The following is a 26,952-nucleotide window of genomic DNA, read 5'->3' as shown; positions in this document are numbered from 1 at the left end:
TTAAGAGACAAAACGGGCCGCCCATCAGGGCAGCCCGCAAAATCGTATCAGGCCCAGATCAGGATTTCTGGACAGTGATGTCAGGTGCGTCTGCCTGTTTCATGCCAACGGTGTGGTAACCGCAATCGACATGATGGGTTTCGCCCGTAACACCGGTCGAAAGATCCGAAAGGAAATACAGACCCGATCCGCCAACATCATCAAGCGTGACGTTACGGCGCATCGGCGAGTTGTATTCGTTCCATTTCAGGATATAGCGGAAATCGCCAATCCCGGATGCGGCAAGCGTCTTCATCGGGCCCGCCGAAATGGCGTTGACGCGAATGCGATCCGGGCCAAGGTCATTGGCAAGGTATTTCACGCTGGCTTCAAGGGCTGCCTTGGCAACGCCCATGACGTTGTAGTGCGGCATGACCTTTTCTGCGCCGTAATAGGAAAGTGTTAGAAGCGAACCGCCATCGGTCATCAGTTTTTCCGCGCGCTGTGCGATCGCGGTAAAGGAATAGACCGAGATGTTCATTGAAAGCGCAAAGTTTTCCGGCGAGGTGTCGACATAGCGACCACGCAGTTCGTTCTTGTCGGAGAAACCGATGGCATGCACGACAAAGTCAAGCTTGCCCCATTTTTCCTTAAGCGTCTCGAACACGGCATCCATGCTGGCCGCATCGGTCACGTCACATGGCAGAACGATGTTGCTGCCAACGGACTCTGCGAGCGGGCGCACACGTTTTTCAAGGGCTTCGCCCTGGAAGGTAAAGGCGATCTCGGCGCCAGCCGCAGCGGCCGCACGTGCAATGCCCCAGGCAATCGATTTATCGTTGGCGACACCCATAATCAGGCCGCGTTTACCGGCCATAAGGCCCGAAATATTGTCGGTGGACAGGCTCATATTTCCTCTCGTTCCCACGATCTCTCTCTGGCAGGTAGAGGCATTCAAGAAAAGCCGCGACCGGCCCAGAAGGCATTAGACATTTTGCGCATCCTACACAAAGCGCGGCCAAGGTCAATCTGACCTGTCATAATGTGTGCAGGCACGCTATCTTGTTGATCAGGTGCAGTATAACCGGAAAATGCGTGGGGATAAGCGTTTAATGGCCGAAATTCAGAAATTGCTCGCTGATCGAACCGCATTCTGGCGCTATGCCGGTATGCGTTTTGTCCATGACAAATCCATACAACGTGCCGCCGGTTTGTCCTATACGACGCTTTTGGCGATGGTGCCGTTTCTGGCGATTGCACTAACGGTTTTGTCGGCGTTTCCGGTTTTTGATCAGTTCAAGGACCAGATCATGACCGTGGTTCTGAGCAATTTCCTGCCGGAAACCGGCGCGCAGGTCACAGACTATCTTGGCAATTTCTTGCAGAATACCGGACAGATGACGGCGATTGGCACGATCGTGCTTGGCCTGACGGCGGTGATGTTGCTCAGCGCCATCGAAGGGGCGATGAACGATGTGTTTCGCGTGACCAGCCCGCGAAAACTTCTGGCGCGCCTTGTGGTGTTCTGGACACTTTTGACGGTTGGGCCGATGTTGCTGGGCTTGAGCTTGTCACTGGCGTCGTATTTCTTTGCCATGCGATACCTGGTGGGTGGCGAAGCGGTTGCCCAGCATATCGGCCAACTGACATTCTTGGCGCCCTTTGTCCTGTCGGCGGTGGCCTTTTCGTTGCTGTTTATCGGCATGCCGAACCGTTCGGTCGAGATTATTGATGGTGTGGCCGGTGGCGTGGTGGCGGCCGTTTTGTTCGAAAGCCTGAAAAAGGGGTTTGCGTACTATGTCACGACATTTCCGACCTATCAGACGATTTATGGCGCGGTTGCGATTGTGCCCATCTTTTTGTTGTGGATGTATCTGACCTGGATCGTGATCCTTTTGGGCGCGCAGGTGGCAGCCGCGCGGTCCGAATGGCGTGCGGCACGTGCAGCGGGCCAGATCCCTGATCCGCGCGGTGCGGTACCGGGGCATATGGAACGGATTATCGCCGTGCTGCGGGTTTTGGAATATCTGCAAAGTCGTTTCCACGAGGCCGACAAGCCGCCGACCTATCGCAGGATGATGCGCGACGTCAAACTGGGTGGGCGTGATCTGAACTGGGCGTTGGCAGCATTGCGGCGCGAAAAACTGATTGATCGTTCCGAAAATCATCGCTGGCTGCTTTCGGGGGACCTGTCGCGGATTTCGTTGATGGATCTGATGAGCCGCCTTGGCCTGTTTCTGGATTACGACCGGTTGCTGGTTGTGCAGACCGATAGCGGCTGGCCGATTGCCATGCGCGAACGCCTGATCGAACTGGAAGAAAAACGCAAAACGGTTCTGGATGTGAAGGTGGGCGATCTGCTTGATACCCCGCGACCCGAAGACAAAATCCCCGAACAGATCGAGAAAGACCCGGACCACGAGAAACAAGACGATATCAATCAGAAAGATATGACTGACATCATAAGTTAGTCGTTGCGTCAGGGGGCTTTGGCGTGGGTCATTTCCACGCGGATCGGTTCATCGCTGCTGCGCAGGTGCAAATCGCGTTGCGGGAACGGGATTTCGATATTGTGTTCGATGAACGCATCCCAGACATTGAGCAAAACTTCGCTGATGATATTGCCGCGTCCGTTTTGCGGGTCGTTGATCCAGAACCGGATTTCAAGATCGACCGAGTTGTCACCAAAACCGCGCATCAGGGTATTGGGCCCCGGATTGTCCTGCACGCGTGCGCATTTTGCCGCCGCCTCATTACACAGCTTGATCGCAAGGTGGGGATCGCAGTTATAGGAAATGCCGACTGGTACCTTCAGGCGCAGCTTGACGTCCGAGTGGCTCCAGTTTTCGACCTGATTGGTGATCAGGTCTTCGTTCGGGATCAGGAATTCCGTGCCATCGCGGGTTCGAACGGCGGTGTAACGCGCGCCCAGTGATTGAATCCAGCCAAAGGTATCGCCAATCGCAATGACATCGCCGGGCTTGATTGAACGGTCAAGCAACAGGATCACGCCGCTGATCAGGTTGGCGAAAATGCGTTGCAGACCAAAGCCGATCCCGACACCAACCGCACCACCAAATACGGCGAGTGCGGTCAGATCGACACCCATGGTCGACAGCGCAAACAAAACTGCGATCGACAGCAAGACAAGCTTCAGAAGCTTTGCCATCAGGACCTGAACGGACGGGGTCAGGTGATGGACCTTGCGGATGCGTTGTTCAAACAGGCGCGAGGCAAAGGATGCCACCCACAGCAAAACCGCAAGCGAGAGAACGGCTTTGATGATGCCATAGATCGAAATGCGGAACTCGCCGAACTCAATCGCATGCCCGTCAAGGATTGCGATACCTGGTTCCAGCCATCCGACAATGTTGAGTGCCGCCAACGTCCAGGCGACGGTGGCAATGGTGCGTGACCAGACAGGATCATTGACAACGGCGGCGGCCAGACGAATGACAATCCACGCATTCAGAAGGCTTGCCACCAACCGGATGATGTTATGGCGATAGCCAGCCTGAATGGCGATGGCATCAAGCAGCCAGATGGCAATGACAAAGATCAGCGGGAAGGCAAGACTGGGCAGCACCAGCGCAAAGCGTCGAAACCCGGCATAGGGTAAAAGCGGCTTCCAATCCTGCAAACGCGCGAGAAGCGACGCCAGGCGACCTCGCAGCAAAAAGGCCGGGATGGTGGCAAGCAGGCAGGCAGCAATCTGGATCAGGATCGGGACCAGCAGGACATTTGCAGAGATCCAGGCGATTGCCTGTTCAAGCCACTGCAAATAGATGTCCGGATTGCTGAGCTGTTCCATATTGCCCCTGATGATCGGTTTCGTTCTTTGCGACAAAGCCCGTTAAAACAATATGGTAACACGGAACGGGATTAACAGGCACCTTTCAACGCGGGCTCTTTTGCGTGGCCTGATCCCGGGTGCCAACGGGCCAAGAAAAAAGCCGGCGAATGCCGGCTTTGGATTATTGGGTCAACGCGCCTTATAGGGGTGCTTTTCAGACCAGTCCTTGATGAACTCGACCAATTCGTCATCGCGTTCTTCGGGCAGCTTGACCGTCAGGTGAACATATTGATCACCGCGTTTGTTGCCCCGGTCATAGGGGGCACCCTTGCCGCGCAGGCGCAGTTTCGTGCCGCTATTGGCGTTGGCAGGCAGCTTCATATTGACCTTGCCATCGACAATCGGCACTTCGATGGAGCCACCCAGAATGGCCTCAGGCAAGCTGATTGCCAGATCACAATGCAGGTCATTGCCTTCGCGCCGGAAGGTTTTATCCGGATGGACATGCAGCTTGATCAGCGCATCACCGGCCTCGCCACCATTCATGCCAGCCATCCCCTGGCCTTTAAGACGGAGCGTCTGTTCGTTTTCGCTTCCGGGCGGGATGCGGACCTCAAGGCTTTTGCCGCTGGCGAGATTGATGCGCTTTGTCGTGCCAAGGATGGCCTCGGCGAAATCAAGGCTCAGTTCATAGGAGATGTTCGGGCCTTTAACCTTTCTGGGTTTGCGTTCCCCGCCAAAGCCACCGAAACCGCCGCCGCCAGAACGTGCGCGTCCCTTGCCGAAAATTTCGTCAAAGATGTCCTCGGCATTGGCACCGGAAAAGCCGCCGAACGGATCACCGCCGCCAAAGCCGCCACCGGCATGTCCGCCGCCACGGGCAAACGGGCTGGTTTCGCGACCATCGGCGTCGATTTCACCATTGTCGAATTTCTTGCGGCGCTCCGCATCACCGAGAAGGTGATAGGCGCTCGATACCTTTTTGAAGCGTTCTTCGATTTTGGCATCGCCCGGATTGACATCGGGGTGAAGTTCACGCGCCAGTTTGCGATAGGCCTTTTTGATTTCTTCCTGACTGGCGTTTTTGGCAACGCCAAGTGTCTTGTAGGGATCCTGCATTTACTGACCGGTTCCAGAAACTAAAAGCACGTTATGTGATTTGCACGTTGTGTTCATTATTAGATCATGCGCCGCAAAAGATGAACCATTTTGCCGCATCTGATCCGAAACAATGAGATTAAGGCGGGTTTGTCGCCCGAACCGATGACCAGATATGAAAAGGCGGCGCAGATCGCAAGGACCGCACCGCCTGTCATTTCAGATTTTTAGCAAGGCTTAGTTGACAACTTTCCAGCTGCCATCCGGCTGGCGGCAGGCGGTGCCATAAGCCGTTTCTTCCTGACCACCGATCATCACCGTCTGCTGGTATTCGCGGCAATATTCCTGGGTTTTCGGTTCCTGATAGGTGCGGGTCGGGGTCACCGTCCCCTGAACACCGGTATCGGGGTTGTTCCAAGTGGTGGTTTGACCTGTCGGGGTGGCTTCCAGCGTGCGCTGGGTGCTTTTTGCCATGATGGCGCGGTCGGCATTGTCAAGCGACTTGCCGACTTCGCTGCCTATAAAGGCGCCGGCAAGCGTACCAAGCGCAACACCGACAAGCTGGCCACTGCCCTTGCCGAACTGCGCGCCTGCGACGGCACCACCGACGGCACCAAGAAGTGTGCCGGCCGTTTGCTTCTGACCCTGATCTTGGGCGCAGCCAGCGATAAAGGCGGTCATGACCACCGGGATAACGATCTGACGGAATTTCATGTTTAATTTGCCCATCTTGTCTTTACAGTCCCAACCGATATTCTTTGGGTATATATATTGATCCAACGTTGTTGCTGCCACCGTAGTTCCGAAATATGTCGTCCTGACGGCAACAAATTTAATCAGCCAAAGGAAATCCTTTCGCAATGAACGAGAAAAATGCGCCAAAAATTGGGCATGAACCCCACGATGCCCCGTTCGACATGTTCGAAACCTGGTTTGCGGAGGCAAAAAAGGTCGAGACTGCCTATCCGGATGCGATGACGCTTGCGACTGCCGATGCGCAAGGTCGCCCGTCGGCGCGCATTGTGCTGCTTAAGGGTTTTGATCCGCGCGGATTTGTTTTCTATACCAACTATGAAAGCCGCAAGGGCGACCAGTTGGCCGAGAACGGTTTTGCTGCCCTGTGTTTCCACTGGAAGACGCTTGAAAAGTGCGTGCGTATCGAGGGCAAGGTTGCCAAGGTCGATGCCACCGAGTCAGATGAATATTTTGCATCCCGCCCGCGTGGCAGCCAGTTGGGGGCCTGGGCATCCATTCAGTCGCGCCCGATGAGTGGCCGTTTTGATCTTGAAAAACGGGTTGCGGAATTCACCGCCAAATTTGGTCTTGGCAAGGTGCCGCGTCCGGAACATTGGGGCGGTTATCGCCTTGTCCCGGATCGGATCGAGTTCTGGGCAGAGGGCAAATTCCGCCTGCATGACCGCAAGCTGTTTACCCGCGATGACGCCGATAGCGGCTGGGATACGCAAAAGCTGTTTCCGTAAGGAAGCCACGAGACTCCGAAACGCAAAAAACGCACAAGGGATCACGCCTTGTGCGTTTTTGTATTTTGGATCGGTGTGCCTTAGACTGCGGGTTCTGGCGGGCAGAAGGTGTCCTGCAGCACAGCGATGATCTTCATGATGTCCGGATTGGCCAGCGAATAATAGATTGTTTGCGCATCACGGCGGGTTTTTACAAGCCCTTCGCGGCGTAGGCGTGCAAGGTGCTGTGACAGGGCGGATTGTTTGATGCCCAGTTCATTTTCCAGCGTGCCAACGGATTTTTCCGTGTCGCCGAGAGAGCACAAAATAAGCAGACGCCACTCATTGCCGAGCGTTTTGAGAAATTCTGCAGCTTCACGTGCATTCTCGTGCAGTGCCGTATAGTCCATCCGCGAGTAACCCCGTTCTTAACTCTGCACACCAGGTCGCATTTTTGCTTTGAATGCCCGGTATCCTACCCAAGAGAATAATATCTCGATCTTTAAAGCGTCATCGTAATCGTTGGCATTCATGTTACAATCATTTTGTGCACGGTCGATTGAGAAAAACCGATCTGGCACCAACCACCGACACCAACAAAGTATAAGAATAATAATAACTTTCGCAAATTTTTGATCTTGAACAAAGAAAGCTGGGGCAAAAGACCTCAGACTGCTTGGCAGTAAAGGCATCATCAGTCGGTATTTCAGGCAGGTTCAATGACCTGTTCGACAGGCGGGAGTAGTTAACATGGCAATTCGCACCATTCTGGCACCGGTAGCAGGTACGGCAATCGACAAACGTGTGATGGCGACGGCCTTTAAGCTGGCCAAGTCGTTCAACGCGCATCTTGAGGCGCTTTTTGTTGCGGCCGAACCACAAGACGCCATTCCGATTGTTGGCGAAGGCATGTCAGGCCTGATTATCGAAGAAATGATCCAGGCCGCCACCACCGAGACCGAAAAGCGCGAAGCCAGCGGCAAGGCATCCTTTGCCGCCGCCGTTAAAGAGGCCGGCATTGAAGAGTCCAACACACCGAGCGCAGACGCCAAGCCAACTTGCGCCTGGCGCAAGGATAGCGGGCGCGAAGACGAAACAGTGGCGCGGCGCGGGCGTCTTTTTGATCTGGTGGTGATTGGCCGGGATCCCAAGGAAGCCTCCGCATCGCTGACCTTTGATGCGGCCCTGATGGAAACCGGACGTCCGATCCTGGTGGCACCTGAAGTAACCCCGGCGACCATCGGTGAAAAAGTCATGATCGCCTGGAATGGTGGGATCGAGGCCGCGCGCGCGGTCACATCCGCAATGCCGATGTTGCGCAATGCCAAGGAAGTCACGATTGTCAGTGTCGGCGAGGTTCCCTATGGCCGTGCGTGCGCCAAGGCGCTGGCCGAACAGTTCAGCTGGCACGGAGTCGATGCGGCTGTGGTTGAAAGCACGGAAACCGGACAGGTTGCTAATACCTTGATTTCCGAGGCAGAAAAATGCGGTGCCGATACCATTGTTCTGGGGGCATACAGCCATTCACGCTTCAAGGAGATGATCCTTGGCGGTGTGACGCAGGATATGTTGGCAAAATGTGCCTTGCCGCTTTGGATAATGCACTAAGGCAAGGGGCTGCTTAAGAGCCTGATATCGCGAAATTATGTTACCTAACCGATGGTATATGACTGAAAAGGCGCATTTTTTATGCGCCTTTTTTTGTTGCGTTGCGGGATAAATAGGCACAGGGTTACAGAAATAAGAATGTGACGAAACCCCATCGGGGGCAGTACTGCCCCTAAACGAGGTGTTTCGCATTGTGGGAAATCAACGTCTGACAGGGGAAAACCCATGTTGTCATTGCGCGATATCATCGATTTCGCTTCGATGTCCGAAGACCTGGCACAGGAACTTAACAATCCGAATGTTGGTGTGCCTGATCTTGCTGCGTTGCTGTCTGGTCAAGCTGGCGGTGCGTTGCAGTCATGCAATGCAGCACCATGTGCCGCCAACGACGTTGACAGCGACTGATCATCTTATTCGGAATTACGGACTGATTGGGCCAGACAGGCTGCATGCCTGCCCGAACAGCCTATTTTGAAAACAGATCAATCTGGTTTGTTTTCTCATCCGCATCCGTATTCGGATCTGTTTTCGGGCGATCCGACCTTTCTTCCTGCCATGACAGAACATGATCGGGCAGCGGGCCCAGTATGTACCCAAGATCTTCGAACGCCATGTGCGGATCAAGCCAGGACGCCAGATGGTTCGGGCCGATCACAGCCGGCATCCGGTTGTGAATATGGGCGATTGAGCCCGATGGCGCGCAGGTGATGATGGTGGCTTCGCGCCCGTTTTCGAGGCCCGCAAACAGAAACGGTTGATGATCGGGTAGGGTGATGCGGTTCTTGTGCTTTGCCGTGCCGTCCTTGCGCCATTCATACCAACCGCTTGCCGGGATCAGGCAGCGGCGGTTCAAAAGTGGTCGGAAGGTTGGCTTTTCGGTCAGGGTTTCGGCGCGCGCATTGATCATAGGGCTGTTCATGCCCGGGATGCTCAGCCCCCAGTATCGAATGGCGGCCTTTTGATGCGGCAGAATGACGGCTATCGGATCGGTCGGCCGACGCGTACCGGTCAGGCTGTCGAAGGCGGCGTCTTCGTCCTCGTCATCGGGTCCGTTGCGATTGAACCCGTCGGGCAATGGCATGCGAATGATATCTTCCATTTCCAGGCCAAGCTGAACCTGAAAGGCGCGGATATCGCTGTTAAGATCAAAGCGGCTGCACATGGTCTTACCCATCTTTACAATGGCGAAAACATAGCCTGTTTCGCATCCCTTGCCAAATGCCTGTAGGGCAGCCTATATCGCGACGGTAACTGTAGAAAAATCTTACAGTACAAGGCTTTTCCTTCGATGGCGGGGCCTGTGGTGCTATAAGAAAACCAGCAAAATTCTGTTTGCCTGCATATCTTGTGAAGTGAGTACACCAATGAGCAGCAATGCCCCGAAAACAGTCGTTCTGACAGGTGCCAGTCGTGGCATCGGCCATGTTACGGTTGGATATTTTGCCAAGCGCGGCTGGCGGGTGATTTGCTGTTCACGCGAAGCCCCGCCGCCGAGCTGCCCACGCGATCCGGCGTTGGGCATTCACATCCGTGCCGATCTTTCCAAACCGGCAGAGGTCGAAGCCTTTATTGCCGAGGCGAACGAAGTTCTGGGCGATGATCCGTTGCATGCCCTGATCAACAATGCCGGTGTGTCGCCCAAGACCCCCTATAAGGAACGGCTTGGTTGTCTGAATGGTGATATTGCTGCCTGGCGCGATGTGTTTGAGCTGAACTTCTTTACGCCACTCACACTTTCGCGCGGGTTTGCATCAGCACTGCATCGGGGCAAGGGGGCGATTTGCAACATTACCTCGATCGCGGGGCATTATGTCCATCCGTTTGCCGGATCGGCCTATTCGACGTCAAAGGCAGCGCTTTCGGGGCTAACGCGTGAAATGGCCGTTGAATTTGCCGAACTTGGGGTGCGGGTCAATGCGGTTGCCCCGGGCGAAATCAAGACCGACATGATATCCCCGGAATATGAGGCGCTTGTGCCGCGCATTCCGATGAACCGGATGGGAACACCCGAAGACGTGGCGGCCGCGGTGCACTATCTGGTGGGGGATGACAGTACCTATGTCACCGGCACAGAGATTTTTGTCACCGGTGGGCAGCATCTGTACTGATCGACAGACCGGGACTGGATGACTTCTTAGCTGTCAGCCTTGACGTAAAAGGCCGGATCGTATTCGACCAAACCCGCCGGGATTTCATCAACCAATGGGCGTGCCATGAAATATTCATCGGGCACGCCTTCAAGTTTCAGATCGGGCAGGGGCGCAAAGCCAAACCGGCCATAATAATCCGGCTCCCCCAGCACGACACAGCCATGGGCATCATCGGCGCGCAAATGGCGGATGCCGCTTTGGATCAGTTCGGAGCCAATGCCCAAGCCTTGGCGATCCGGCGTGACCGCAACCGGACCCAGGCCAAACCAACCACAGGCTTTGCCATCGATTTTTACCGGTGAAAACGCGATGCAGCCAACAATTTCATCGTCCTGTTCCGCGATCAGGGAAAGGGTAAGTTGACCACTTTTTCGGAGCGCATCGACGATCAAATGTTCGGTCTGCTGACTGTGGGGTGCAGTTGCGAAGGCACCATCCAGCAACGCGTGAATCGCCGCGATATCTTTTTCGGTTTCTTCACGTATCAACATTTTCCGTCCCTGCCTGTGACGTTGGACCTGCTTCCTGCGGGCCATCCATCACGACTATAACGGGAAAACGGTTTACGCTGAAAGGCTTTTAAGCCAGTCGCGTTTTTGCTCCAGGCGTTTGACTTCCATTTCGAGCCAACTGGTGAAGTTTTCGGCCTCGTTTGCATGCTCGTCCCGCAGGGCCAGCACGCGTTCGAGATCAAGTTCGCAGACGTCTTGCAGGATTTCGATCTGTTCAGTGCGGATGTCATGATCAAGCAGATGCAGGAACCGCATCTTGAGCGCCATGATCAGGCGGGAAAGCTCGCCCGATGTATCACGCACATTGCCCTGCATCAGTTCGATGAACTTCTTGTGCCCGGCATCGGTCAGGCTCAATTGCGCGTCAGATAACCCGCCGCTTGCGGTATCTTCCTTGACCAGCCCTTCAAGTTTAAGCAGTTGAAGCGAACTTCCCATCATATCCAGGGACGGCCCCATGATGTGCGACATGAAATGGCGCACCTCGTTGGCCAGATCGCCATAGCTGATCGGCTTTTCGGAAAGGGCAAGGGTGCCAAGTGCGCACAGGCGAAGACATTCTTTGGGGAGCAAGGTTTTATCCGAATACATGGGCGGTCCCTGTTTGATGACAGGTCCGACATTAACGCGAACGGTTCTTAATTGCAAAGTATTATCTATACCGACGCGAAACCGGCAAGACAGCCTCAATATAGGACGCCGCCCGGTGAAAGCAAATGGCCGAACATCATTGTTCCCGGCAGCAGGCCATTACATGGGGCGGATCATCAAAAAGGCCGGGGCATTTGCCACCGGCCTTTTGATTTTCTGACTACCAAGTGGGTCAGGCGACTTTGGAAATACCCAGTTTGCTCCAGACCGACAGGAGCGAGTCGATCAGATGATCGACCAATTCGTCATTGTGCAGCGGGCCCGGCGTAAAGCGCAGGCGTTCGGTGCCGCGCGGGACGGTCGGATAGTTGATCGGCTGGACATAGATGTCATGTTCGAACAACAGACGGTCGCTGGCTTCCTTGCACATGGAAGGATCGCCGACCATCAGGGGAACGATATGACTTGGCGCGTCCATGACCGGCAGGTCGACTGCGCGCATGCGTGCACGCAGGGTATCGGCGCGTTCCTTTTGGGCAAGGCGTTCGACATTGCATTCTTTCAGGTGGCGCACAGCGGCAAGCGCACCCGCCGCGATGCTTGGCGGATGGGAACTGGTAAAGATAAAGCCATTACCGAAGCTGCGAACGAAATCGACGATTTCCGGTTTGGCCGCGATATAGCCACCAATCACGCCAAAGGCCTTGGCAAGCGTGCCCTGGATGATGTCGACGCGGTGCATGACGCCATCACGTTCGGCAACACCGCCGCCGCGCGGGCCATACATGCCAACCGCATGAACTTCGTCCAGATAGGAAAGCGCGTTGTATTTTTCGCAAAGATCAAGGACCTGACTGATCGGTGCGATGTCGCCATCCATCGAATAGACAGACTCGAACGCGACGATCTTCGCGCGCTGCGGCCCGAGATCCTTGAGGATTTCTTCAAGATGGGCGACGTCGTTATGTTTCCAGATGCGGCGCTCCGCCTTGGAATGGCGCATGCCTTCGATCATGGAATTGTGGTTTTCGGAGTCGGAAATGATCACGCAATCCGGGAGCTTCGATCCCAGTGTTGACAGCGTCGTCCAGTTCGCGACATAGCCCGAGGTCATCAGAAGGGCGGCTTCCTTGCCATGCAGATCGGCGAGCTCCCGCTCAAGCGCGACATGCAGATGGTTGGAACCGGAAATATTGCGCGTGCCACCCGCACCGCCACCCTGACCGGTGATGGCGTTCTGCATGGCTTCAAGCACCTTGGGGTGTTGGCCCATGCCAAGATAATCGTTCGAGCACCACACGGTGATTTCACGCGGGGCTTCGCCGTTATCGGGGTGATAGAGCGCCTTGGGGAATTTTCCGACAATACGTTCGAGATTGGCGAATACACGATAGCGGCCCTCAGCCTTGAGGCCGGACAGCGCATCTTTGAAGAAGGTGTTGTAATTCATACTTGTTTCTTTCGCCTGTCTCTTTGCAGTGTCACGGACTTTGTATCTGGTCGTGGCATCACAAAGCTCTGGTCTCGTCCAGATCAGCGACCTGATTCTGGACATATCCTCCGGTTCGACCGGGTCTTTATGGTTCCCTTATCAACCATGAAGGCGGATACGGCATTGACCCTTGTCAAAAATTAAAGCGATTCCAGTCTTGTTTGGAACCATCAGATCAGAGAAGGCGATCCATCTCTCTTGTGTCGATCTCTTTTCGGAGCAAGCTCCGTTTTGTCTTAAGACCCAATTTGGCCTCGTTGGCGTCATTTGGCAAGGATTCGAAAAGCTTTTGCGCCACAATTAAATCGTTTTCATCCATCGGAAAAATCAATCATGACAGAAATTACATATGATTTTCAATATGTATTAATGTTGATGATCAGATAAATTTGCCAGTAATTTTTGGATTTGGTGACGGAGATAGAAGCGGATTTCTTGATTTTTCCGTGACTAGACAAGGGATTAGTCCGTGTACGATTGCCTGTCTGCAAGCTCGTAATCGGCAAAGCCAATAAAAAACCGGCCGAAAGTTCCGGCCGGTTTTTGGGAATGCGGAATGTTGTTGCCTAGTGTGACATCAGGACCGGAACGGTCATGTGACGCAGCAGGTGTTGGGTGACGCCACCAAGCATCAGTTCACGCAGGCGCGGACGGCCATAGGCGCCGCACACCATCAGATCGATGCTTTCATCGGCTGCGCGCGACAGAATAAGGTCGCCAACACTGATGCCCGATGCATTCATGCTTTCTTTCTTGGCATTCACGCCATGGCATTTCAGACGTTCGCCGATATCGACACCCGGAACCGGCATGGTATCGCGGGCACCCTTGTTCGGGTCAGCACAGAGAACCAGAACGGATTTTGCGGCCTCGAGGAACGGCATGCTGTCATTCATCGCGCGCACGGCTTCGCGATAGGGCTTCCAGGCGACCATGACGCGATCACCGATGGTATCAAACTTGCCGACATAGGGCACAAGCAGAACCGGCGCACCGGCGGTCAGGATGACTTTGTCCGGCATTTCCGAGACAGAGCACGGATCGGAGCTTTCCGGGTCGTGCTGGCCCAGAACCGTCAGATCATGATGGCGGGCATACATCGCGGTGGTATCGGCAATTTCGGACGCCGGGCAGGAGGTTTCCTGCCAGCTGAAAGCAACACCGGCCGCATTGCAGGTTTCTTCAAACTGGGTGCGTGCAGCCTTTGCGGTTTCAGCCATCGCAGATCGCTGCTGATTGATGATTTCCTCGGTGATCTGGACTTCCATGAAGCGCGGAATTTCAGGATAGGGCAGCAGGAAAAGACCGGTAAGGTGCGCGTCCTGCGCCTTGGCAACTTTCAACGCAACAGAAAGGCGTTCCTTGCAGGCAGCTGAGGTGTCGATATGAACAAGAATATCCCGATACATGATCCGATCTCCATTCGGTAGGTGGCGTGGGGCTGACCCGAAATCTGTCAAATTGCCCTTGGCCTTAATGTCTGTGGCTACCCTATCGTCGTCTCGGGATGGTTTCTTTGCTCTATCTCAAATTAAATTATTCCAAGTTGTAATTTCGGGCCAAGTATCACCCGTCCGCACCCGGTTCGGTCATCGGGATGGTTTTTTCCATGGTCGGAATGTCACCGCCAGCCGGAACGCCTGTGGTGGCAGGGGGCGTGACGGGGGCAGGTGACATCGGTGCGCTGTCGTTCATCGCGGGCATGGCGGGCATCGCCGGGTCATCGGTCGGAACACTGGTTGGCATCTGCATTGTGTCGCCTGACATCATCGAAAGCGTCTTGTGCAATTGCTGGGATAATGTGCTCCAATTGGTTTGAAGCGTTGTGCAGGCTGCGGCATCGCCGGACTGAACACAGCGCTGCGCCATGCGATCAAGAATGCCGAGCGCAATACGGGCTTCGTCGATCTGCTTTTGGCGCATTTCATCCATCGCCTTGCGATTGGGATCGTCCATCATGACCAGATTGTCATTTTCCCCCGCAGACGCAGAGCCCGTCATGGTGGCCGGTGATGCCGGGCGGGTATTCTGGGCTGGTGCCCCCCACGGGGTAACGATGGTGTCGGAGCTGTTGGACATCGTGACCGGTTCTTCGACCGGGGCCATGCACCCCGACAGGGCAAGGCCCAGTCCGATTGCGGGCAGGCATTTGACAATCTTGCGCATCGACATGCGTTGTTCCTCCGACCGGTGGCGGGCGCGCCTTGGTCACGTCAGTTTGTTGTCCCGAACTCTGCCACAGTCGCTGCTATGACTTTGCTTTTGCTTGCGAACATATTGAACGTCGTTGCGGAGTCTGTCCAGTCCGGGCACGTGCACCGCCAGCGAATGCAATCAGACGGTAATATCGAACTTTCGTCACGTTCACAGTTCTTTGCCCGGCGAAAGCCGCGGTTCGTCTTTCAATGATTTGGCGATCCATCGCATGGTTTCGCGGATGCGCGAAATGTTGCGCAAATCAGGGTGGGTTAAAACCCAAAGCTTGTTTGCGGGTATTTCCGGCAAAGGCGCAAGCAACCGCAAACCCGGAAGGGCAAGGTCGGATGGTAAACAGGCCAGGCCGCATCCGGCACGCACCAGATGCGCCATCGCGATCAGATCATCGGTTTGCTGTTTATTCGGCGTGCGGCGGTTCGCATCGAGCCATTTATAAGGTGCGTAGCTTGCCAGTGTTCCCGACGCACCGATGAAGGGCTCCGCCAGCAGGTCATCAAGCTTTGCAGGCTGATATCGGTCGGCGGCACCATAGATGCCCCATTCCAGAGTGCGGATTTCCTTGCCAACAAGATGTTCGGGCGGGTTGGCCGCAACCCGCACGGCAATATCGGCATATCGCTGTGTCATGTTGAATTCGAGGTTGCTGGCAAGCAGTTCGATCTGAATATCAGGCCATTGATCCTGAAAGCAGGCGAGATGGTCTGGCAAAAAGAAATAGGAAAAACTGGTCGGTGCGGTGATGCGCACCAAACCGGCCGGTGCGGCGTCTGTCCCCGCAATGGTGGTGTTGATGACATCAAAGCTGTTCATGATCTGACGGGCGGGAACAAGCATTTCTGTCCCGGCATCGGTCAGGCTGTATTGGCCACGGATGCGATCAAAAAGCCGCGTACCTGCCTGTTCCTCCAGCGCATGAATATGGCGAAACACCGTGGTGTTGCTAACCCGGATTTTCTGCGCGGCCAATTCAAGCGACCCTGTTTCTGCGATGGCGAGAAACGACTTGATATAGTTCCAGTCCAATCGGTGCTCCGTTTCAAATTTGCAATCAGATACTACAAAATTGCCTGTGTATTGCAAAATTGAAATTCCGTACGGTGTCGGTATCAAGGAATTCACCTTCATATGTCAGGAAAGAAAACATGATCGGATACACATCACTCGGCACCAATGATCTATCCCGTTCGGGCGCGTTTTATGACGCATTGCTTGCCGATTTTGGGGCGCAGCGCGTCTTTGAACAGCCGGACTTTATCGTCTGGAGTGCCGGCGAAAACAGCCCGGCATTTTCGGTGCATGTTCCGTTTGACGGGAATGCGGCAACGGTTGGAAACGGCACAATGATCGCCCTTTCAGCAGCGTCACGTGATCAGGTCGATGCGCTGTATAAAAAGGCGATCTCGCTTGGTGCATCGTCGGAAGGTGAGCCGGGTCAACGCCATGAAAACGGGTTTTACGCGGCCTACTTCCGCGATCCCGATGGTAACAAACTCAACATCCATCATATGGGCTAAGGCGATGATTGGTTGTGATGCGGCGGGGGAGTGGAGCTGATGTCATCATATCATTTGATCGGTCACCGGCTTTGCCCCTATGTCCAGCGTGTGGCGATGGTTCTGGCGCAAAATGGCATAGCCCATAAACGCACCGACATTGCCCTTGATGCCAAACCCGAGTGGTTTCTGGCACTAAGCCCGACCGGCAATGTTCCTGTTCTGGTGGTTGATGATGAGCGTACCTTGTTTGAGGCCGCCGCCATCTGCCAATACCTTGAGGCAATAACGGGTAAAAACCCGTGTGGGGCGGATGCCTATGACCTTGCCTTGGCGCAGGCGGTGATTGCGATTGGCGATAAGTTATTATCCCTTACCGCGGATCTGATTTATCGCGATCTGTCTGAAAGCAGTGTGGATGCGACGATGCATCAGATCCACAAGCAAATGTCGATTGTGTCGGATCTGATGTCGCCACAGGCCTTGGACGCGGACAGAGAGCTTTCGATGCTCGATATCGTTTTTGCGACGGTTTTTCGGCCTTTCGCCCTGATCGCGGTCGGGCTGAACCGGGATCTGTTTGCCGGTTTTCCCGGGTTACGAGGCTGGGCAAGCGATTTGGCCAAGCACAAGACAGTCCGAAACGCGGTGCCCGCCACCTATTATCGGGAACTGCATGAATTCATCGCGTGCAAGGACGGGTATCTGGCAAACCGTTTACGCATGATACCGCAAGACAACATCGCGCTTGCGCTTTGATGCGCAATAAAGGCAATAAAAAACGCCCGCTTGGTTGAACCTGCGGGCGTTTTGTTTTTTGGGCTTGTTGCAGCTTAGTCGTGCTTGCCGCCATTGGCCTTTGACCAGCCGATCGGGTCGTTCAGGAAGGAACGCACGCCTTCGATGGCATCCTTGCTGAAATATTCGCCTTCTTCGGCAACGGCGAGGACATCGGCCCAGGTTGCAAGGTAATGCATTTCGATGTCGTCCTTGCGCAGTTCGTCAAGCGCGCCTTCGAAGATGTCATAGAAGAAGACAACAAAGGCATGTTTGCACTCGGCACCGGCTTCGCGGATGGCGTTGACGAAGTTGACCTTTGATGCGCCGTCGGTGGCAAGGTCTTCGACCAGAAGAACGCGCTGTCCTTCGTGGATATCGCCTTCGATGCGCGCCTTGCGGCCAAAGCCCTTGGGCTTTTTGCGGACATACTGCATCGGCAGGTCAAGCGCATCGGCAAGCCATGCGGAATAGGGGATACCAGCTGTTTCACCACCAGCAACCGCGTCAAAGGCCTCGTAGCCAGCCGCATCAGAAACCTGACGGGCGGCGAGTTCAATCACCTTGCGGCGGGCGCGCGGGAAGGAAATCAGTTTGCGGCAATCGATGTAAACCGGGCTGGCCCAGCCGGATGTCAGGATATAGGCCTCTTCCGGGCGGAAATTCACAGCCCCGATATCCAGCAAAATCTTGGCGACAGTTTTGGCAGCATAGGTGCAATGCGCGGTCGGTTTTTCAGTGGTCATGGCGGCTATACCTTCTCCGGATCGACTATTTGCCGACCTCTTAGCGCTTTTGGCCGAAAAGCGCAAAGAAAAGCCGCTGACCGTTTGGTCAGGTTTCTTTGTGGTTTCTGTTGCCCGAGCAAGGGGCTTCAGGTGGGGTTCTGTCGTCATTATGATGATACATAATGCACCAGTAGTGATATCTGAGATATCATAATTGAAGTTATAAGGTGAATTTGTTACATCTGGAGTTTGATGATCTGCCTGTTGGAAGGGTGACTTGATGATTACAGCCGGACAGATGCGGGCCGCGCGGGCCCTTTTGGGGATTGACCAGAAAATGCTGGCAGAAATGTCAGGCGTCTCGGTTCCGACCATTCAGCGCATGGAAGCCAGTCAGGGCAATGTACGAGGAGTCGTAGATACCCTTTCAAAGGTGGTTGAGGCGCTTGACCGTGCAGGTATCGAGCTTATTGGCGAACAGGTTCCGAGTATGGGCGCCGGTCGGGGTGTTCGGCTGAAGGAAGCGGAAACCCGACAATCGAGAAACGATTAGCGTGCAGTCAAAAATGCCGGTTCGTGCAGTCGCCAAATTTGGTGACTGCTGATCGGTAAGGATCTGTGTCATCCCGGCCCGGCCGGGGAATTGATGTGTGCAATCACCCAATGAGGGTGCCAAGCAAAATGAAGCCAGAAAATCCAGAGAAGAGCCGGTATCCCAAGCCGGATTTTGTCGAACTGTTTACACCGAAACTGATCACCGTTCTGCGTGAAGGGTATGGTCTTGCCCAATTGCGCGCAGATGCGATTGCCGGGCTGACGGTCGCCATCGTTGCCTTGCCGTTGTCGATGGCGATTGCAATTGCATCCGGGGCGACACCCGCACAAGGCCTTTATACCGCGATTATTGGCGGGATACTGGTCTCGCTTCTGGGCGGGAGCCGGTTTCAGATCGGGGGGCCGGCGGGTGCCTTCATTGTACTGGTCGCGGCCACCGTTCAGGCGCACGGCATGGATGGCTTGTTGCTGGCAACGATCATGGCGGGCGCGCTTCTGGTTTTAATCGGCCTTTTCAGGCTGGGCACCTATATCAAGTTTATTCCCTATCCTGTGACGGTTGGATTTACCGCCGGAATTGCCTTCATCATCTTTGCCAGCCAGATCAAGGATCTGCTTGGACTTGATCTTGGTGGTCCGGAGCCGGGACCGTTTCTTGAAAAGCTGCCGGTTATTTGGGCCGCATTGCCGAGTATGGATCTTGCGACCGTGATGTTGTCAGGGTCGACTATTCTGGTGATTGTCGGGCTTAAATATGTTCGCCCGCATTGGCCGGGTATGCTGATTGCCGTGGTCGGTGCCGCGTTGATAACGGCTGTGTTTGATCTTCCGGTTGCGACGATCGGCAGTATTTACGGCGGCATTCCAAGCAGTTTTCCAATGCCATCCTTGCCCGAAATCGGTTTTGCCAAGGCGCAGGCCGTGCTGCCAAACGCCATTGCCTTTGCGCTTTTGGGGGCGATTGAGTCACTGCTGTCTGCTGTGGTGGCCGATGGCATGACGGGGCGTCGTCACAGATCAAACTGCGAACTGGTGGCACAGGGCATTGCAAACGTTGCCTCGGGCCTGTTCGGGGGCATTTGCGTTACCGGCACAATCGCGCGCACAGCAACCAATGTGCGGTCCAAGGCACACGGTCCGATCGCCGGAATTTTGCACGGCGTATTTCTGTTACTGTTCATTCTGATTGCGGCCCCCTTGGCGGGGTTCATTCCCTTGGCATGCCTTGCCGGTCTGTTGGCAACCGTTGCCTGGAACATGATCGAAAAGCACGCCATCGTTACCTTGCTGCGATCATCGCGCGGTGATGCGGCGGTTTTGCTGACAACGTTGCTTCTGACCGTGTTTCGCGATCTGCTTGAGGCGATTGTTGTCGGGTTTGCGTTGGGATCGGTTCTGTTTATCCGTCGTATGTCACGCATGGCCGATATCGAAAGTGCCACACCTTTTGTTGCCGAGGACCGGGCGGATAATCAGGTTGTCTTGATGGCATCGGACCCCGTATCGGCCGGTGATCCCGACATTGTTGTTTACCGAATTTCCGGCGTCTTTTTCTTTGGGGCGACGGCGGCCTTCGGATCGGTGCTGGATCGGATCGGTGATACGCGCCGTGCGCTGGTTGTTGATTTTTCAGCCGTGCCTTTTCTTGATTCGACGGCCGCCAATACGCTGGCGAGTTTGGTTCAAAAAGTGCGCAGCCGGGGCGGGCTGATTGTCTTTAGCGGCACGAAACACGATATCCGGCGCGATTTGTTTGTGCACGGGATGAAGCCGCCAGCAATCCATTATGAGGCCGATGTTGAACAGGCTGTCAAATGGCTGGGCGAAAAGCTTGGCACGTTGCGGGATTAACCGCAGTCGGACGCAGCCAATTGGTCTTTTGTTGGCAAAACAGCATTTTGGGTTTATTCGGTATCGTTATGCCGATTTAAGCTGTGCCCAAACAGCAAGCCCCAAAAGGAAATGCCATGACTGATCAGACCGGACTGAATGTCACCATTGATGATCGCGTTGCCACCATCACGATCTGTCAGCCGGAACGCAAGAACGCCCTGACCAAACCGATGTGGGGTGCGTTGGCGACGATTGTCCACGAATTGTCGGATGATCTTGATCTGCGTTGCGTTATTATTCGCGGTGGCGAAGGGGCCGGTTTTGGTGCCGGGGCAGATATCCATGAGTTCGTGCGTGAACGGTCCGGGTTCGAGAAAGCACGCGATTACGGCATGCTGCATGCTGAGGCGCTTCAGACCATTCAGAACTGCACCCATCCGGTGATTGCTGCAATTGATGGCCCGTGCATGGGGGCGTCTTTCGTGCTGGCAGCTGCGTGCGACATGCGCATTGCCGCCGATAACGCAAAATTCGCTGTACCGCCGATGAAGTTGGGCGCGACACTTGGCTATCCCGAGCTTGAAATCATGCTTGATCTGCTGGGCGAGGCGGCTTTGTTTGAAATCCTGCTTGAAGGGCAGGTGTTTGACGTCGTCCGGGCGCGCGAGATCGGTTTTATCGCCCGTCACGTTGCACTCGAAGTGTTTGACGAAGAAGTCGACACGACGGGCAAACGCATTGCCGGTGGTGCGCCACTGACGCAGCGGGCGCACAAAAGCATGCTGAACCGTCTGCGACAGGGCGGCTCAATCGACATGCATGAATTTGATGAAGGCTACCGCGCCTTTGAAAGTGCGGATTTCAAGGAAGGCTACACCGCGTTTCTTGAAAAACGCAAACCGGTCTTCACCGGGAAATAGGCAGAGAGGACTTTAACAGTCGGCATGTTAAAGTCCCAAATCCGGTGTCAACGGCACGTCGGTGATGCCGTAATCAATGCCCATCTTGTGCAATTCGCTGGTGATCTGGGAACGGTGATGGGTTTGGTGATTGAAAAATTGCACCAAAAATAGCGGGCGGGGCAGGTTGCGCGTAATGCCGTCGACCCCGGTGAATTCGCGATATCCATCCTGCCAGTCACGATCGTCTGACGCGACAAATACCTCGATCTCGGCATCAAGATCGCGGCGGATTTGGCGCAACTCATTAAAATCATCGGCGACCTGCGTGTGGGCATCATAGACCGGGGCTTCGCCGGTTTTCATGATGCTGAGAATACGACGGTCGATATGCACCAGATGATTAAGGGTGGCATTGATCGACTTAAAGAACATGCCGCGATCACGACGGCGTTCTTCGTCGCCAATCTGATGGCAAAGATCATAAAGCACGTTGTTCTGCCACGTGTTGTATTTGGCCATTGCGCAGCCATAGTCGTCAAATGTCATCCGGGCCATTGAAGATATCCTGAAATGAGTGGTGGCGGGGTCGGTGTGATCAGCAGCTTGATCAGGTGGGGGATTCTGTCTGTTTGGCGTCGGCCATAAAATGGACCATCAGATTGGCAAAAATCGCAAAGCCCAGCATTGATACGGTCAGTGGCAACAATGTGTTGTCATGAAAATGACCGATGACGATGCCTGCAACCGCGCCGGTGGCGAACTGGATCGTTCCCAAAAGGGCCGTCGCCGTACCGCCGATATACGGGAAGTACTGCATGAAGGATGCCGTGGCATTCGGGGCCGTCAGACCGATCAGGCCGACCGAGAACATGATGAACGGCACCACCGTCCACAAGCTTGGCTCAAACACATTTGTCGCAATGAACAGGCCGATGGTCGCGACAAGTTGAATGCCGGTGCCGATTTTTAGAATCTGATGGCATTCGAGGCGTTTGAGCAACGGGTTGTTGAGCCGGTTACAGATGATAATCACCGCAACATTGGCCCCGAACAGATAGGGGAAGTATGCCTGCGGCACGCCAAAGAAATCGATATACATAAATGGGCTGTCGGTGACAAAACTGAACATCACCGCACTGGCCCCGGCATGTGTCAGCATAAAGCCAACCGCCTTGCGCGTGCGCAGGACTTCCAGATAAGTCCACCAAACCCGGCGTACCGGGCCGGGATGGCGTCGGCGCATCAAGCTTGTTTCGGGCAGCTTCAGGTAAACGATGGCAAGCATCAGGCTGCCATAGACAATCAGCAGGACGAAGATCGATTGCCAGGTCGACCAGACCAGCAGTAACGAGCCGATGGTTGGTGCGACAAGCGGTGCAATCATCATGATCACCGCAATCAGCGCAAACATGCGCGCAGCTTCCTTGCCTTCAAACAGATCGCGCACCGACGCACCGACAATCACAATCGAAAATCCGCCGCCAACGGCCTGGAAAAAGCGCATCACATTAAGCGAAAAGGCGCTGTCGACGGTGGTGATGATCGCGCTGGTGACGATATAGATGACCAAACCGACCAATGCGATGGGACGTCGACCGATCCGGTCAGACAGCGGTCCGCCGATCAGTTGCCCCAAGGCAAATCCGATCAAGAAGGTACTGACGGAAACTTCAACAGCATGGGTGGCCTCGCCAAAGTCGCGCGCCATGGCCGGGATCGCCGGCAGATAGGTATCAATGGCAAATGGTGCCGTCGCAACCAGTGCGGCAAGCAAGATGGCAAGCTTTTTCGGGTCAAGCGATGCGCCGGGCAGGGGCGTGGACATGCGCAATCAATTCCGTTCAGTGTTTGGCGGCGGGTCAGAGCCCCCAGCAGAGGGCACGCGTTGCGCGGAGTATGCAAGCACGCGCAGGTAAGCAAAGTGACCAAGGCGCAGCAGTGTGGGGCGTCGGGTGTGATAGTCCCGAGCCCTGTATTATCCATAAAATTCAGGCTTCTGCCAGCGGTTGCTTGGATCGCTTGTTAGCTTATTGGCAGATCGGGCGTGTAGGGCACGTCCGTGTTGCCGTAATCAAGGCCCATCTTGTGCAGTTCGCTTGTGATCTGAGAACGATGATGGGTTTGATGATTGAACAGTTGCACCAGAAACAGCTGTCGGGGGAGTTTGCGGGTGACGCCATCGGGGAAGGGCAGTTCGCGTATTTCATCCTGCCAGCTGTGATCGGTGCCTTCGACGAATTCGGTGATGTCGGCATCGACTTCGGCCCGCATGGCCTTCAGCGTTTCGAAATCGTCGGCAACGATGGTGGTTGGTTCGAACGGACCGGCTTCACCGGTGCGCAGGATGGTCAGAATGCGCAGATCAACATACAGGATGTGGTTTAGCGTGTTGTGGATGGAGCCAAAGAACATATTGCGATCCAACCGCCGTTCGACATCGCCGATCTGATCGCAGAGGTCAAACAGCACGCCGTTCTGCCAACTGTTATAGGTCGCCATGCAGCGGCCATAGTCGTTGAAATTCATCTTGGACATTTTGAAACCGCTCCTTCCAGAGGCGCAATCAGGCCTGGTTTTTCTTGGTTGTCATGGGTTTAACCAATACTACCGCATGTCGCGGGCCGTGGCACTGAAATACAGCAAGGGCGGCATCTGATCGAATGCCGCCCTTGATTTTTGTGTGTCTGCGATCAAACCCGCTTAGTGGGTCATGATCCTTTCCGGCCCCATCAGGGTGGTCGGAAGCCAGGTCGATATCACCGGGACATAGGTGATCAGGATCAGGAAGCCGAGCAGGATCAGAAGCCACGGGAAGGCGGCCTTCACGACCTTGAGCAACGGCATGCCGGTAATCCCGGATGTCACAAACAGGTTCAATCCGACCGGCGGCGTGATCATGCCGATTTCCATATTGACCACCATGATGATGCCCAGATGGATCGGATCAATGCCCAGCTGCATGGCAATCGGGAACAGGATCGGTGCCATGATCAGAAGGATCGCCGACGGTTCCATGAAGTTGCCGGCAATCAAAAGAACGATGTTGACGACAATCAGGAAGCCCCACGCCGGAAGACCCCATCCAATGATGGTTTCGGCAATGGTGTGCGGAATGCGTTCAGAGGTCAGAACATGGGCAAACAGCATCGCGTTGGCGATGATGAACATCAGCATGATCGTGACTTTACCGGCATCGAGCAGGACGTGACGGACTTCCTTGTCAAACGGGATCAGGACCAGTGCCTTGCCCATTTTCGGAAGGTTGTGCGCCATCAGGCTGCCAATGCCGGTATTGCCGTTTTCAGGTACCCATGAAAGTTCCTTGATTGGGCCCATATCACGGTAAAACAGCACGGCAACAAACATGGCATAGAACGCGGCAACCGCCGCGGCCTCGGTCGGGGTGAAAACCCCGCCATAAATGCCACCCATGATCAGCAGAACCAGCAACAGGCCACCCGATGCCGAAAACAGGGCACCGCCCCATTCACCAAGGGTCGGGCGGGGTTGGCTTGGCAGTTTCTTGATGCGTGCGACGATATAGATCGCAATCATCAACATCAGGCCGACCATGATCCCCGGAATAACGCCAGCAAGGAACATGCGACCAACCGAAACCTCGGTCGCGGCGGCGTAAACAACCATCACGATGGATGGCGGGATCAGAATGCCAAGCGTACCGGCATTACAGATCACGCCAGCCGCAAAGCTTTGCGGGTAACCTGCGCGCACCATACCGGCAATCACGATGGAACCGATGGCGACGACGGTTGCCGGGCTTGACCCCGAAACAGCCGCAAACAGCATGCAGGCCAGAACCGATGCCATGGCAAGACCGCCGGGGAACCAGCCCACGGTATCAATGGCAAAGCGGATCAGACGGCGGGCAACACCGCCGGTCGACAGGAAGGCCGATGCCAGAATGAAGTAGGGAATGGCAAGAAGGGTATAGTGCTCCATCCCGCCAAAAAGCTTTTCTGCCAGGGTGGCAAGGCTGTCGTCGCCAAAAAGAAGGATGGTCGAAAGCGACGCAACACCCAGCGAAATGGCAATCGGTGCGCCAAGCGCCATCAAGCCAAACAGTAGGATAAACAGGAATGCGATAGTCATTTGAATGTTCCCCCTGTCCGGCTTACGATTTTGGCGTCGAAGCGGTGGCGGACTTGTCGTCCTCCACGGTGCTTGCGCCAAGCTGATCAATCGCTTCGCGTGCTTCGTCAGCCAGATTGAAGCCAACCTGTTGGCCGGTAATGATGCGCCAGCCAACCTGTGCCAGACGGAACGCCAGCAAAGCGGCACCCACCGGCATGATCAGATAGACGATCCACAGCATGATCGGGCTGTCTTCGGCTTCCATTTCAAGCATGTGGTTGAAGCTCACAAGCTCCCAGCCGCCAATAATCAGCCAGCTTGAATACAGAATGCCGGCCGCCACGACGATCAGACCGATGACGCGCTGGGCATTCTTGGGGAACAGGCGAACGAGGGCGTCCACCCCGATATGCGACCCAACCTTGACCCCATAGGACATGCCAAACAGGATCAGCCAGGCAAAAAGAAATTCCGTGGTTTCCAAGGCCCAGGTCAGGCCGGAATTGAACACGTAACGCATGACGACGTTTACAAAGGTAAGCGACGTCATAGCGGCGAGCAGGAGGGCAATAATGCCCTCCTCCAGCCGGTTAACGACCGTTGAGATCATCTTGAACGGCCCTTTTCCGATGATGTTGGGAAAAAAGTACGGATCAGTTGCACGCAGCAGCGGCGTCGATGATGTCCTGGCCGATATCGCCAGAGAACTCATCCCAAACCGGTTTCATTGCAGTCTGCCATTTGGCGAATTCTTCGCCGGAAAGCTGCAGGATTTCGGTTTCGCCGGAGTCAATCACTGCCTGACGCTGTTCGGCGGTCAGTTCCGCCGACAGGCCGTTTGCGTAATCGCTGGCTTCTTTCATCGCCTGCGCAAGGCCGTCGCGGATTTCCGGATCCAGACCGTCCCACCACTTGGTCGAGGTCACAACCATGTAGTCAAGCAGACCGTGGTTGGATTCGGTGATGTAATCCTGAACTTCGAAGAACTTCTTGGAATAGATGTTCGACCAGGTGTTTTCCTGACCGTCGACAACGCCGGTCTGAAGGGCCGAATAGGTTTCCGAGAAGGCCATTTTCTGCGGAACCGCATCAACAGCTTCGAACTGGGCGGCAATCACGTCAGACGACTGAATACGGAATTTCTGACCAGCAGCATCTTCCGGCGCGCGCAGCGGCTTGTTGGCCGAAAGCTGTTTCAGGCCGTTGTGCCAGTAACCAACACCGGTCAGGCCTTTGGACGACATTGCGTTCAGCAGTTCCTGACCTTTTTCGCCGTTCTGGAAGCAGGAAACCGCATCCATGTCCTTGAACAGGAACGGAAGATCATAGACCTGAAGTTTCTTGGTCCATTTGCCGAATTTCGCAAGAGACGGTGCGCCGAACTGAACGTCACCACGCAGGATGGCGGCAAGAACCTTGTCGTCATCAAACAGCTGCGAGTTCGGATAGATTTCGATCTGGACCTTGTCGCCGAGAATTTCTTCAGCGCGTTTTTTAAAGAAGTCGGCACCCTGGCCTTTCGGGGTGTTCGGCGCAACAACGTGCGCGAACTTGATCACTTCCTGTGCCGACGCGGCAAAGTTGGACCCCAGAAGTGCTGCGGCAGCAACGCCAGCAGCAAGAATGCTTTTGCTGATAGGACGCATCAAAACGTCTCCCTTGATGAATTAAA

Annotated in this window: 29 protein-coding genes; 10 read left to right on the top strand and 19 right to left on the bottom strand. The window is 54.9% G+C overall.

From position 1 onward, the window contains the following. Positions 1–58: 58 nt before the first annotated feature. Positions 59–889 (bottom strand): enoyl-ACP reductase FabI, encoded by an 831-nt coding sequence (gene fabI, locus AC5Q5A_RS15910; RefSeq protein ID WP_064780587.1) that lies wholly within the window; start codon positions 887–889, stop codon positions 59–61. A 202-nt stretch (positions 890–1,091) separates the two neighbouring features. Here fabI and AC5Q5A_RS15905 point away from each other — a divergent pair, with 202 nt between their 5' ends. Continuing rightward, positions 1,092–2,450, top strand: coding sequence for a YihY family inner membrane protein (locus AC5Q5A_RS15905; protein WP_493895870.1), 1,359 nt, complete (start codon positions 1,092–1,094; stop codon positions 2,448–2,450). 8 nt (positions 2,451–2,458) lie between these two features. On the opposite strand, the gene AC5Q5A_RS15900 is transcribed toward AC5Q5A_RS15905, so the two are convergent. The 3 genes from AC5Q5A_RS15900 to AC5Q5A_RS15890 form a co-directional block, all read right to left on the bottom strand. Beyond that, the gene (locus AC5Q5A_RS15900; RefSeq protein ID WP_493895869.1) at positions 2,459–3,790 is read right to left on the bottom strand and encodes a mechanosensitive ion channel family protein; all 1,332 of its coding nucleotides are present in this window, start codon (positions 3,788–3,790) and stop codon (positions 2,459–2,461) included. 171 nt (positions 3,791–3,961) lie between these two features. Further along, positions 3,962–4,891, bottom strand: a complete 930-nt coding sequence (locus AC5Q5A_RS15895; protein WP_008891305.1) for a DnaJ C-terminal domain-containing protein — start codon at positions 4,889–4,891, stop codon at positions 3,962–3,964. A gap of 216 nt (positions 4,892–5,107) precedes the next feature. After that, positions 5,108–5,584 (bottom strand): RT0821/Lpp0805 family surface protein, encoded by a 477-nt coding sequence (locus tag AC5Q5A_RS15890; protein ID WP_008891306.1) that lies wholly within the window; start codon positions 5,582–5,584, stop codon positions 5,108–5,110. A gap of 146 nt (positions 5,585–5,730) precedes the next feature. On the opposite strand from AC5Q5A_RS15890, the gene pdxH reads away from it, so the two are divergent. Beyond that, positions 5,731–6,351 (top strand): pyridoxamine 5'-phosphate oxidase, encoded by a 621-nt coding sequence (gene pdxH / locus AC5Q5A_RS15885; protein ID WP_493895868.1) that lies wholly within the window; start codon positions 5,731–5,733, stop codon positions 6,349–6,351. An 80-nt stretch (positions 6,352–6,431) separates the two neighbouring features. On the opposite strand, the gene AC5Q5A_RS15880 is transcribed toward pdxH, so the two are convergent. Next, positions 6,432–6,740 (bottom strand): ArsR/SmtB family transcription factor, encoded by a 309-nt coding sequence (locus tag AC5Q5A_RS15880; RefSeq protein ID WP_008891308.1) that lies wholly within the window; start codon positions 6,738–6,740, stop codon positions 6,432–6,434. Positions 6,741–7,080: 340 nt separating this feature from the next. Here AC5Q5A_RS15880 and AC5Q5A_RS15875 point away from each other — a divergent pair, with 340 nt between their 5' ends. Both AC5Q5A_RS15875 and AC5Q5A_RS15870 read left to right on the top strand, forming a co-directional pair. Further along, positions 7,081–7,938, top strand: a complete 858-nt coding sequence (locus AC5Q5A_RS15875) for a universal stress protein (RefSeq protein ID WP_064790082.1) — start codon at positions 7,081–7,083, stop codon at positions 7,936–7,938. 225 nt (positions 7,939–8,163) lie between these two features. Beyond that, on the top strand, positions 8,164–8,343 hold the full coding sequence (locus AC5Q5A_RS15870; protein ID WP_063087136.1) for a hypothetical protein: 180 nt from the start codon (positions 8,164–8,166) through the stop codon (positions 8,341–8,343). 61 nt (positions 8,344–8,404) lie between these two features. Here the strand turns inward: AC5Q5A_RS15870 and AC5Q5A_RS15865 are convergent, their stop codons facing one another. Continuing rightward, the gene (locus AC5Q5A_RS15865) at positions 8,405–9,100 is read right to left on the bottom strand and encodes an SOS response-associated peptidase (protein ID WP_493895867.1); all 696 of its coding nucleotides are present in this window, start codon (positions 9,098–9,100) and stop codon (positions 8,405–8,407) included. A 202-nt stretch (positions 9,101–9,302) separates the two neighbouring features. On the opposite strand from AC5Q5A_RS15865, the gene AC5Q5A_RS15860 reads away from it, so the two are divergent. Continuing rightward, entirely contained in the window at positions 9,303–10,046 is a 744-nt protein-coding gene (locus tag AC5Q5A_RS15860; protein ID WP_008891311.1) for an SDR family NAD(P)-dependent oxidoreductase, read from the top strand. A 26-nt stretch (positions 10,047–10,072) separates the two neighbouring features. On the opposite strand, the gene AC5Q5A_RS15855 is transcribed toward AC5Q5A_RS15860, so the two are convergent. The 6 genes from AC5Q5A_RS15855 to AC5Q5A_RS15830 form a co-directional block, all read right to left on the bottom strand. After that, the gene (locus AC5Q5A_RS15855; RefSeq protein ID WP_064790083.1) at positions 10,073–10,579 is read right to left on the bottom strand and encodes a GNAT family N-acetyltransferase; all 507 of its coding nucleotides are present in this window, start codon (positions 10,577–10,579) and stop codon (positions 10,073–10,075) included. 72 nt (positions 10,580–10,651) lie between these two features. Next, on the bottom strand, positions 10,652–11,191 hold the full coding sequence (locus AC5Q5A_RS15850) for a hypothetical protein (protein WP_493895866.1): 540 nt from the start codon (positions 11,189–11,191) through the stop codon (positions 10,652–10,654). A gap of 232 nt (positions 11,192–11,423) precedes the next feature. Next, positions 11,424–12,641 (bottom strand): 5-aminolevulinate synthase, encoded by a 1,218-nt coding sequence (gene hemA, locus AC5Q5A_RS15845; RefSeq protein ID WP_493895865.1) that lies wholly within the window; start codon positions 12,639–12,641, stop codon positions 11,424–11,426. A 608-nt stretch (positions 12,642–13,249) separates the two neighbouring features. Beyond that, positions 13,250–14,092 (bottom strand): universal stress protein, encoded by an 843-nt coding sequence (locus AC5Q5A_RS15840; protein WP_063087139.1) that lies wholly within the window; start codon positions 14,090–14,092, stop codon positions 13,250–13,252. A gap of 157 nt (positions 14,093–14,249) precedes the next feature. After that, positions 14,250–14,855, bottom strand: a complete 606-nt coding sequence (locus AC5Q5A_RS15835; RefSeq protein ID WP_493895864.1) for a hypothetical protein — start codon at positions 14,853–14,855, stop codon at positions 14,250–14,252. Between the two features lie 192 nt (positions 14,856–15,047). Beyond that, positions 15,048–15,923, bottom strand: a complete 876-nt coding sequence (locus tag AC5Q5A_RS15830) for a LysR family transcriptional regulator (RefSeq protein ID WP_493895863.1) — start codon at positions 15,921–15,923, stop codon at positions 15,048–15,050. Between the two features lie 119 nt (positions 15,924–16,042). Between AC5Q5A_RS15830 and AC5Q5A_RS15825 the strand changes: the two genes are divergently transcribed. Further along, positions 16,043–16,414: a VOC family protein gene (locus AC5Q5A_RS15825; protein WP_493895862.1), complete on the top strand. Its 372-nt coding sequence runs from the start codon at positions 16,043–16,045 to the stop codon at positions 16,412–16,414. A gap of 39 nt (positions 16,415–16,453) precedes the next feature. Then, complete coding sequence (locus AC5Q5A_RS15820; protein ID WP_493895861.1) at positions 16,454–17,152, top strand: glutathione S-transferase family protein; 699 nt, start codon at positions 16,454–16,456, stop codon at positions 17,150–17,152. 74 nt (positions 17,153–17,226) lie between these two features. On the opposite strand, the gene AC5Q5A_RS15815 is transcribed toward AC5Q5A_RS15820, so the two are convergent. Then, complete coding sequence (locus tag AC5Q5A_RS15815) at positions 17,227–17,916, bottom strand: orotate phosphoribosyltransferase (RefSeq protein WP_044828964.1); 690 nt, start codon at positions 17,914–17,916, stop codon at positions 17,227–17,229. A gap of 262 nt (positions 17,917–18,178) precedes the next feature. On the opposite strand from AC5Q5A_RS15815, the gene AC5Q5A_RS15810 reads away from it, so the two are divergent. The 3 genes from AC5Q5A_RS15810 (at position 18,179) to AC5Q5A_RS15800 (ending at position 21,206) form a co-directional block, all read left to right on the top strand. Continuing rightward, entirely contained in the window at positions 18,179–18,451 is a 273-nt protein-coding gene (locus tag AC5Q5A_RS15810) for a helix-turn-helix domain-containing protein (RefSeq protein WP_063087145.1), read from the top strand. Positions 18,452–18,579: 128 nt separating this feature from the next. Beyond that, the gene (locus tag AC5Q5A_RS15805) at positions 18,580–20,304 is read left to right on the top strand and encodes a SulP family inorganic anion transporter (RefSeq protein WP_493895860.1); all 1,725 of its coding nucleotides are present in this window, start codon (positions 18,580–18,582) and stop codon (positions 20,302–20,304) included. 116 nt (positions 20,305–20,420) lie between these two features. Beyond that, positions 20,421–21,206, top strand: coding sequence for an enoyl-CoA hydratase-related protein (locus tag AC5Q5A_RS15800; protein WP_120225396.1), 786 nt, complete (start codon positions 20,421–20,423; stop codon positions 21,204–21,206). Positions 21,207–21,233: 27 nt separating this feature from the next. Here AC5Q5A_RS15800 and AC5Q5A_RS15795 read toward each other — a convergent pair whose 3' ends face one another. From AC5Q5A_RS15795 to AC5Q5A_RS15770, 6 genes are all read right to left on the bottom strand, one after another. After that, positions 21,234–21,743: a DinB family protein gene (locus AC5Q5A_RS15795; protein WP_493895859.1), complete on the bottom strand. Its 510-nt coding sequence runs from the start codon at positions 21,741–21,743 to the stop codon at positions 21,234–21,236. 52 nt (positions 21,744–21,795) lie between these two features. Continuing rightward, positions 21,796–23,013: a Bcr/CflA family multidrug efflux MFS transporter gene (locus AC5Q5A_RS15790; RefSeq protein WP_296993346.1), complete on the bottom strand. Its 1,218-nt coding sequence runs from the start codon at positions 23,011–23,013 to the stop codon at positions 21,796–21,798. A 197-nt stretch (positions 23,014–23,210) separates the two neighbouring features. Further along, the gene (locus AC5Q5A_RS15785; protein WP_120225056.1) at positions 23,211–23,723 is read right to left on the bottom strand and encodes a DinB family protein; all 513 of its coding nucleotides are present in this window, start codon (positions 23,721–23,723) and stop codon (positions 23,211–23,213) included. 165 nt (positions 23,724–23,888) lie between these two features. After that, positions 23,889–25,298, bottom strand: a complete 1,410-nt coding sequence (locus AC5Q5A_RS15780; RefSeq protein ID WP_008891327.1) for a TRAP transporter large permease — start codon at positions 25,296–25,298, stop codon at positions 23,889–23,891. Between the two features lie 22 nt (positions 25,299–25,320). After that, complete coding sequence (locus AC5Q5A_RS15775; protein ID WP_008891328.1) at positions 25,321–25,890, bottom strand: TRAP transporter small permease; 570 nt, start codon at positions 25,888–25,890, stop codon at positions 25,321–25,323. A gap of 43 nt (positions 25,891–25,933) precedes the next feature. Further along, positions 25,934–26,926, bottom strand: a complete 993-nt coding sequence (locus AC5Q5A_RS15770; protein ID WP_063087151.1) for a TRAP transporter substrate-binding protein — start codon at positions 26,924–26,926, stop codon at positions 25,934–25,936. Positions 26,927–26,952: the final 26 nt, after the last annotated feature.

The organism is Thalassospira sp. CA1, assembly GCF_059052855.1.
This window is presented reverse-complemented; position numbering and strand designations above follow the sequence as displayed.

Coding starts and splice junctions, on each gene's coding strand:
- AC5Q5A_RS15890 (WP_008891306.1), bottom strand. CDS start 5,584: ATGAAATTCCGTCAGATCGTTATCCCGGTGGTCATGACCGCCTTTATC.
- AC5Q5A_RS15870 (WP_063087136.1), top strand. CDS start 8,164: ATGTTGTCATTGCGCGATATCATCGATTTCGCTTCGATGTCCGAAGAC.
- hemA (WP_493895865.1), bottom strand. CDS start 12,641: ATGAATTACAACACCTTCTTCAAAGATGCGCTGTCCGGCCTCAAGGCT.
- AC5Q5A_RS15820 (WP_493895861.1), top strand. CDS start 16,454: ATGTCATCATATCATTTGATCGGTCACCGGCTTTGCCCCTATGTCCAG.
- AC5Q5A_RS15770 (WP_063087151.1), bottom strand. CDS start 26,926: ATGCGTCCTATCAGCAAAAGCATTCTTGCTGCTGGCGTTGCTGCCGCA.
- AC5Q5A_RS15850 (WP_493895866.1), bottom strand. CDS start 11,191: ATGTATTCGGATAAAACCTTGCTCCCCAAAGAATGTCTTCGCCTGTGC.
- AC5Q5A_RS15865 (WP_493895867.1), bottom strand. CDS start 9,100: ATGTGCAGCCGCTTTGATCTTAACAGCGATATCCGCGCCTTTCAGGTT.
- AC5Q5A_RS15780 (WP_008891327.1), bottom strand. CDS start 25,298: ATGACTATCGCATTCCTGTTTATCCTACTGTTTGGCTTGATGGCGCTT.
- AC5Q5A_RS15785 (WP_120225056.1), bottom strand. CDS start 23,723: ATGTCCAAGATGAATTTCAACGACTATGGCCGCTGCATGGCGACCTAT.
- AC5Q5A_RS15895 (WP_008891305.1), bottom strand. CDS start 4,891: ATGCAGGATCCCTACAAGACACTTGGCGTTGCCAAAAACGCCAGTCAG.
- AC5Q5A_RS15805 (WP_493895860.1), top strand. CDS start 18,580: ATGAAGCCAGAAAATCCAGAGAAGAGCCGGTATCCCAAGCCGGATTTT.
- AC5Q5A_RS15900 (WP_493895869.1), bottom strand. CDS start 3,790: ATGGAACAGCTCAGCAATCCGGACATCTATTTGCAGTGGCTTGAACAG.
- AC5Q5A_RS15810 (WP_063087145.1), top strand. CDS start 18,179: ATGATTACAGCCGGACAGATGCGGGCCGCGCGGGCCCTTTTGGGGATT.
- AC5Q5A_RS15815 (WP_044828964.1), bottom strand. CDS start 17,916: ATGACCACTGAAAAACCGACCGCGCATTGCACCTATGCTGCCAAAACT.
- AC5Q5A_RS15790 (WP_296993346.1), bottom strand. CDS start 23,013: ATGTCCACGCCCCTGCCCGGCGCATCGCTTGACCCGAAAAAGCTTGCC.
- AC5Q5A_RS15880 (WP_008891308.1), bottom strand. CDS start 6,740: ATGGACTATACGGCACTGCACGAGAATGCACGTGAAGCTGCAGAATTT.
- pdxH (WP_493895868.1), top strand. CDS start 5,731: ATGAACGAGAAAAATGCGCCAAAAATTGGGCATGAACCCCACGATGCC.
- AC5Q5A_RS15775 (WP_008891328.1), bottom strand. CDS start 25,890: ATGATCTCAACGGTCGTTAACCGGCTGGAGGAGGGCATTATTGCCCTC.
- AC5Q5A_RS15855 (WP_064790083.1), bottom strand. CDS start 10,579: ATGTTGATACGTGAAGAAACCGAAAAAGATATCGCGGCGATTCACGCG.
- AC5Q5A_RS15875 (WP_064790082.1), top strand. CDS start 7,081: ATGGCAATTCGCACCATTCTGGCACCGGTAGCAGGTACGGCAATCGAC.
- AC5Q5A_RS15860 (WP_008891311.1), top strand. CDS start 9,303: ATGAGCAGCAATGCCCCGAAAACAGTCGTTCTGACAGGTGCCAGTCGT.
- AC5Q5A_RS15905 (WP_493895870.1), top strand. CDS start 1,092: ATGGCCGAAATTCAGAAATTGCTCGCTGATCGAACCGCATTCTGGCGC.
- AC5Q5A_RS15825 (WP_493895862.1), top strand. CDS start 16,043: ATGATCGGATACACATCACTCGGCACCAATGATCTATCCCGTTCGGGC.
- AC5Q5A_RS15800 (WP_120225396.1), top strand. CDS start 20,421: ATGACTGATCAGACCGGACTGAATGTCACCATTGATGATCGCGTTGCC.
- fabI (WP_064780587.1), bottom strand. CDS start 889: ATGAGCCTGTCCACCGACAATATTTCGGGCCTTATGGCCGGTAAACGC.
- AC5Q5A_RS15835 (WP_493895864.1), bottom strand. CDS start 14,855: ATGTCGATGCGCAAGATTGTCAAATGCCTGCCCGCAATCGGACTGGGC.
- AC5Q5A_RS15840 (WP_063087139.1), bottom strand. CDS start 14,092: ATGTATCGGGATATTCTTGTTCATATCGACACCTCAGCTGCCTGCAAG.
- AC5Q5A_RS15795 (WP_493895859.1), bottom strand. CDS start 21,743: ATGGCCCGGATGACATTTGACGACTATGGCTGCGCAATGGCCAAATAC.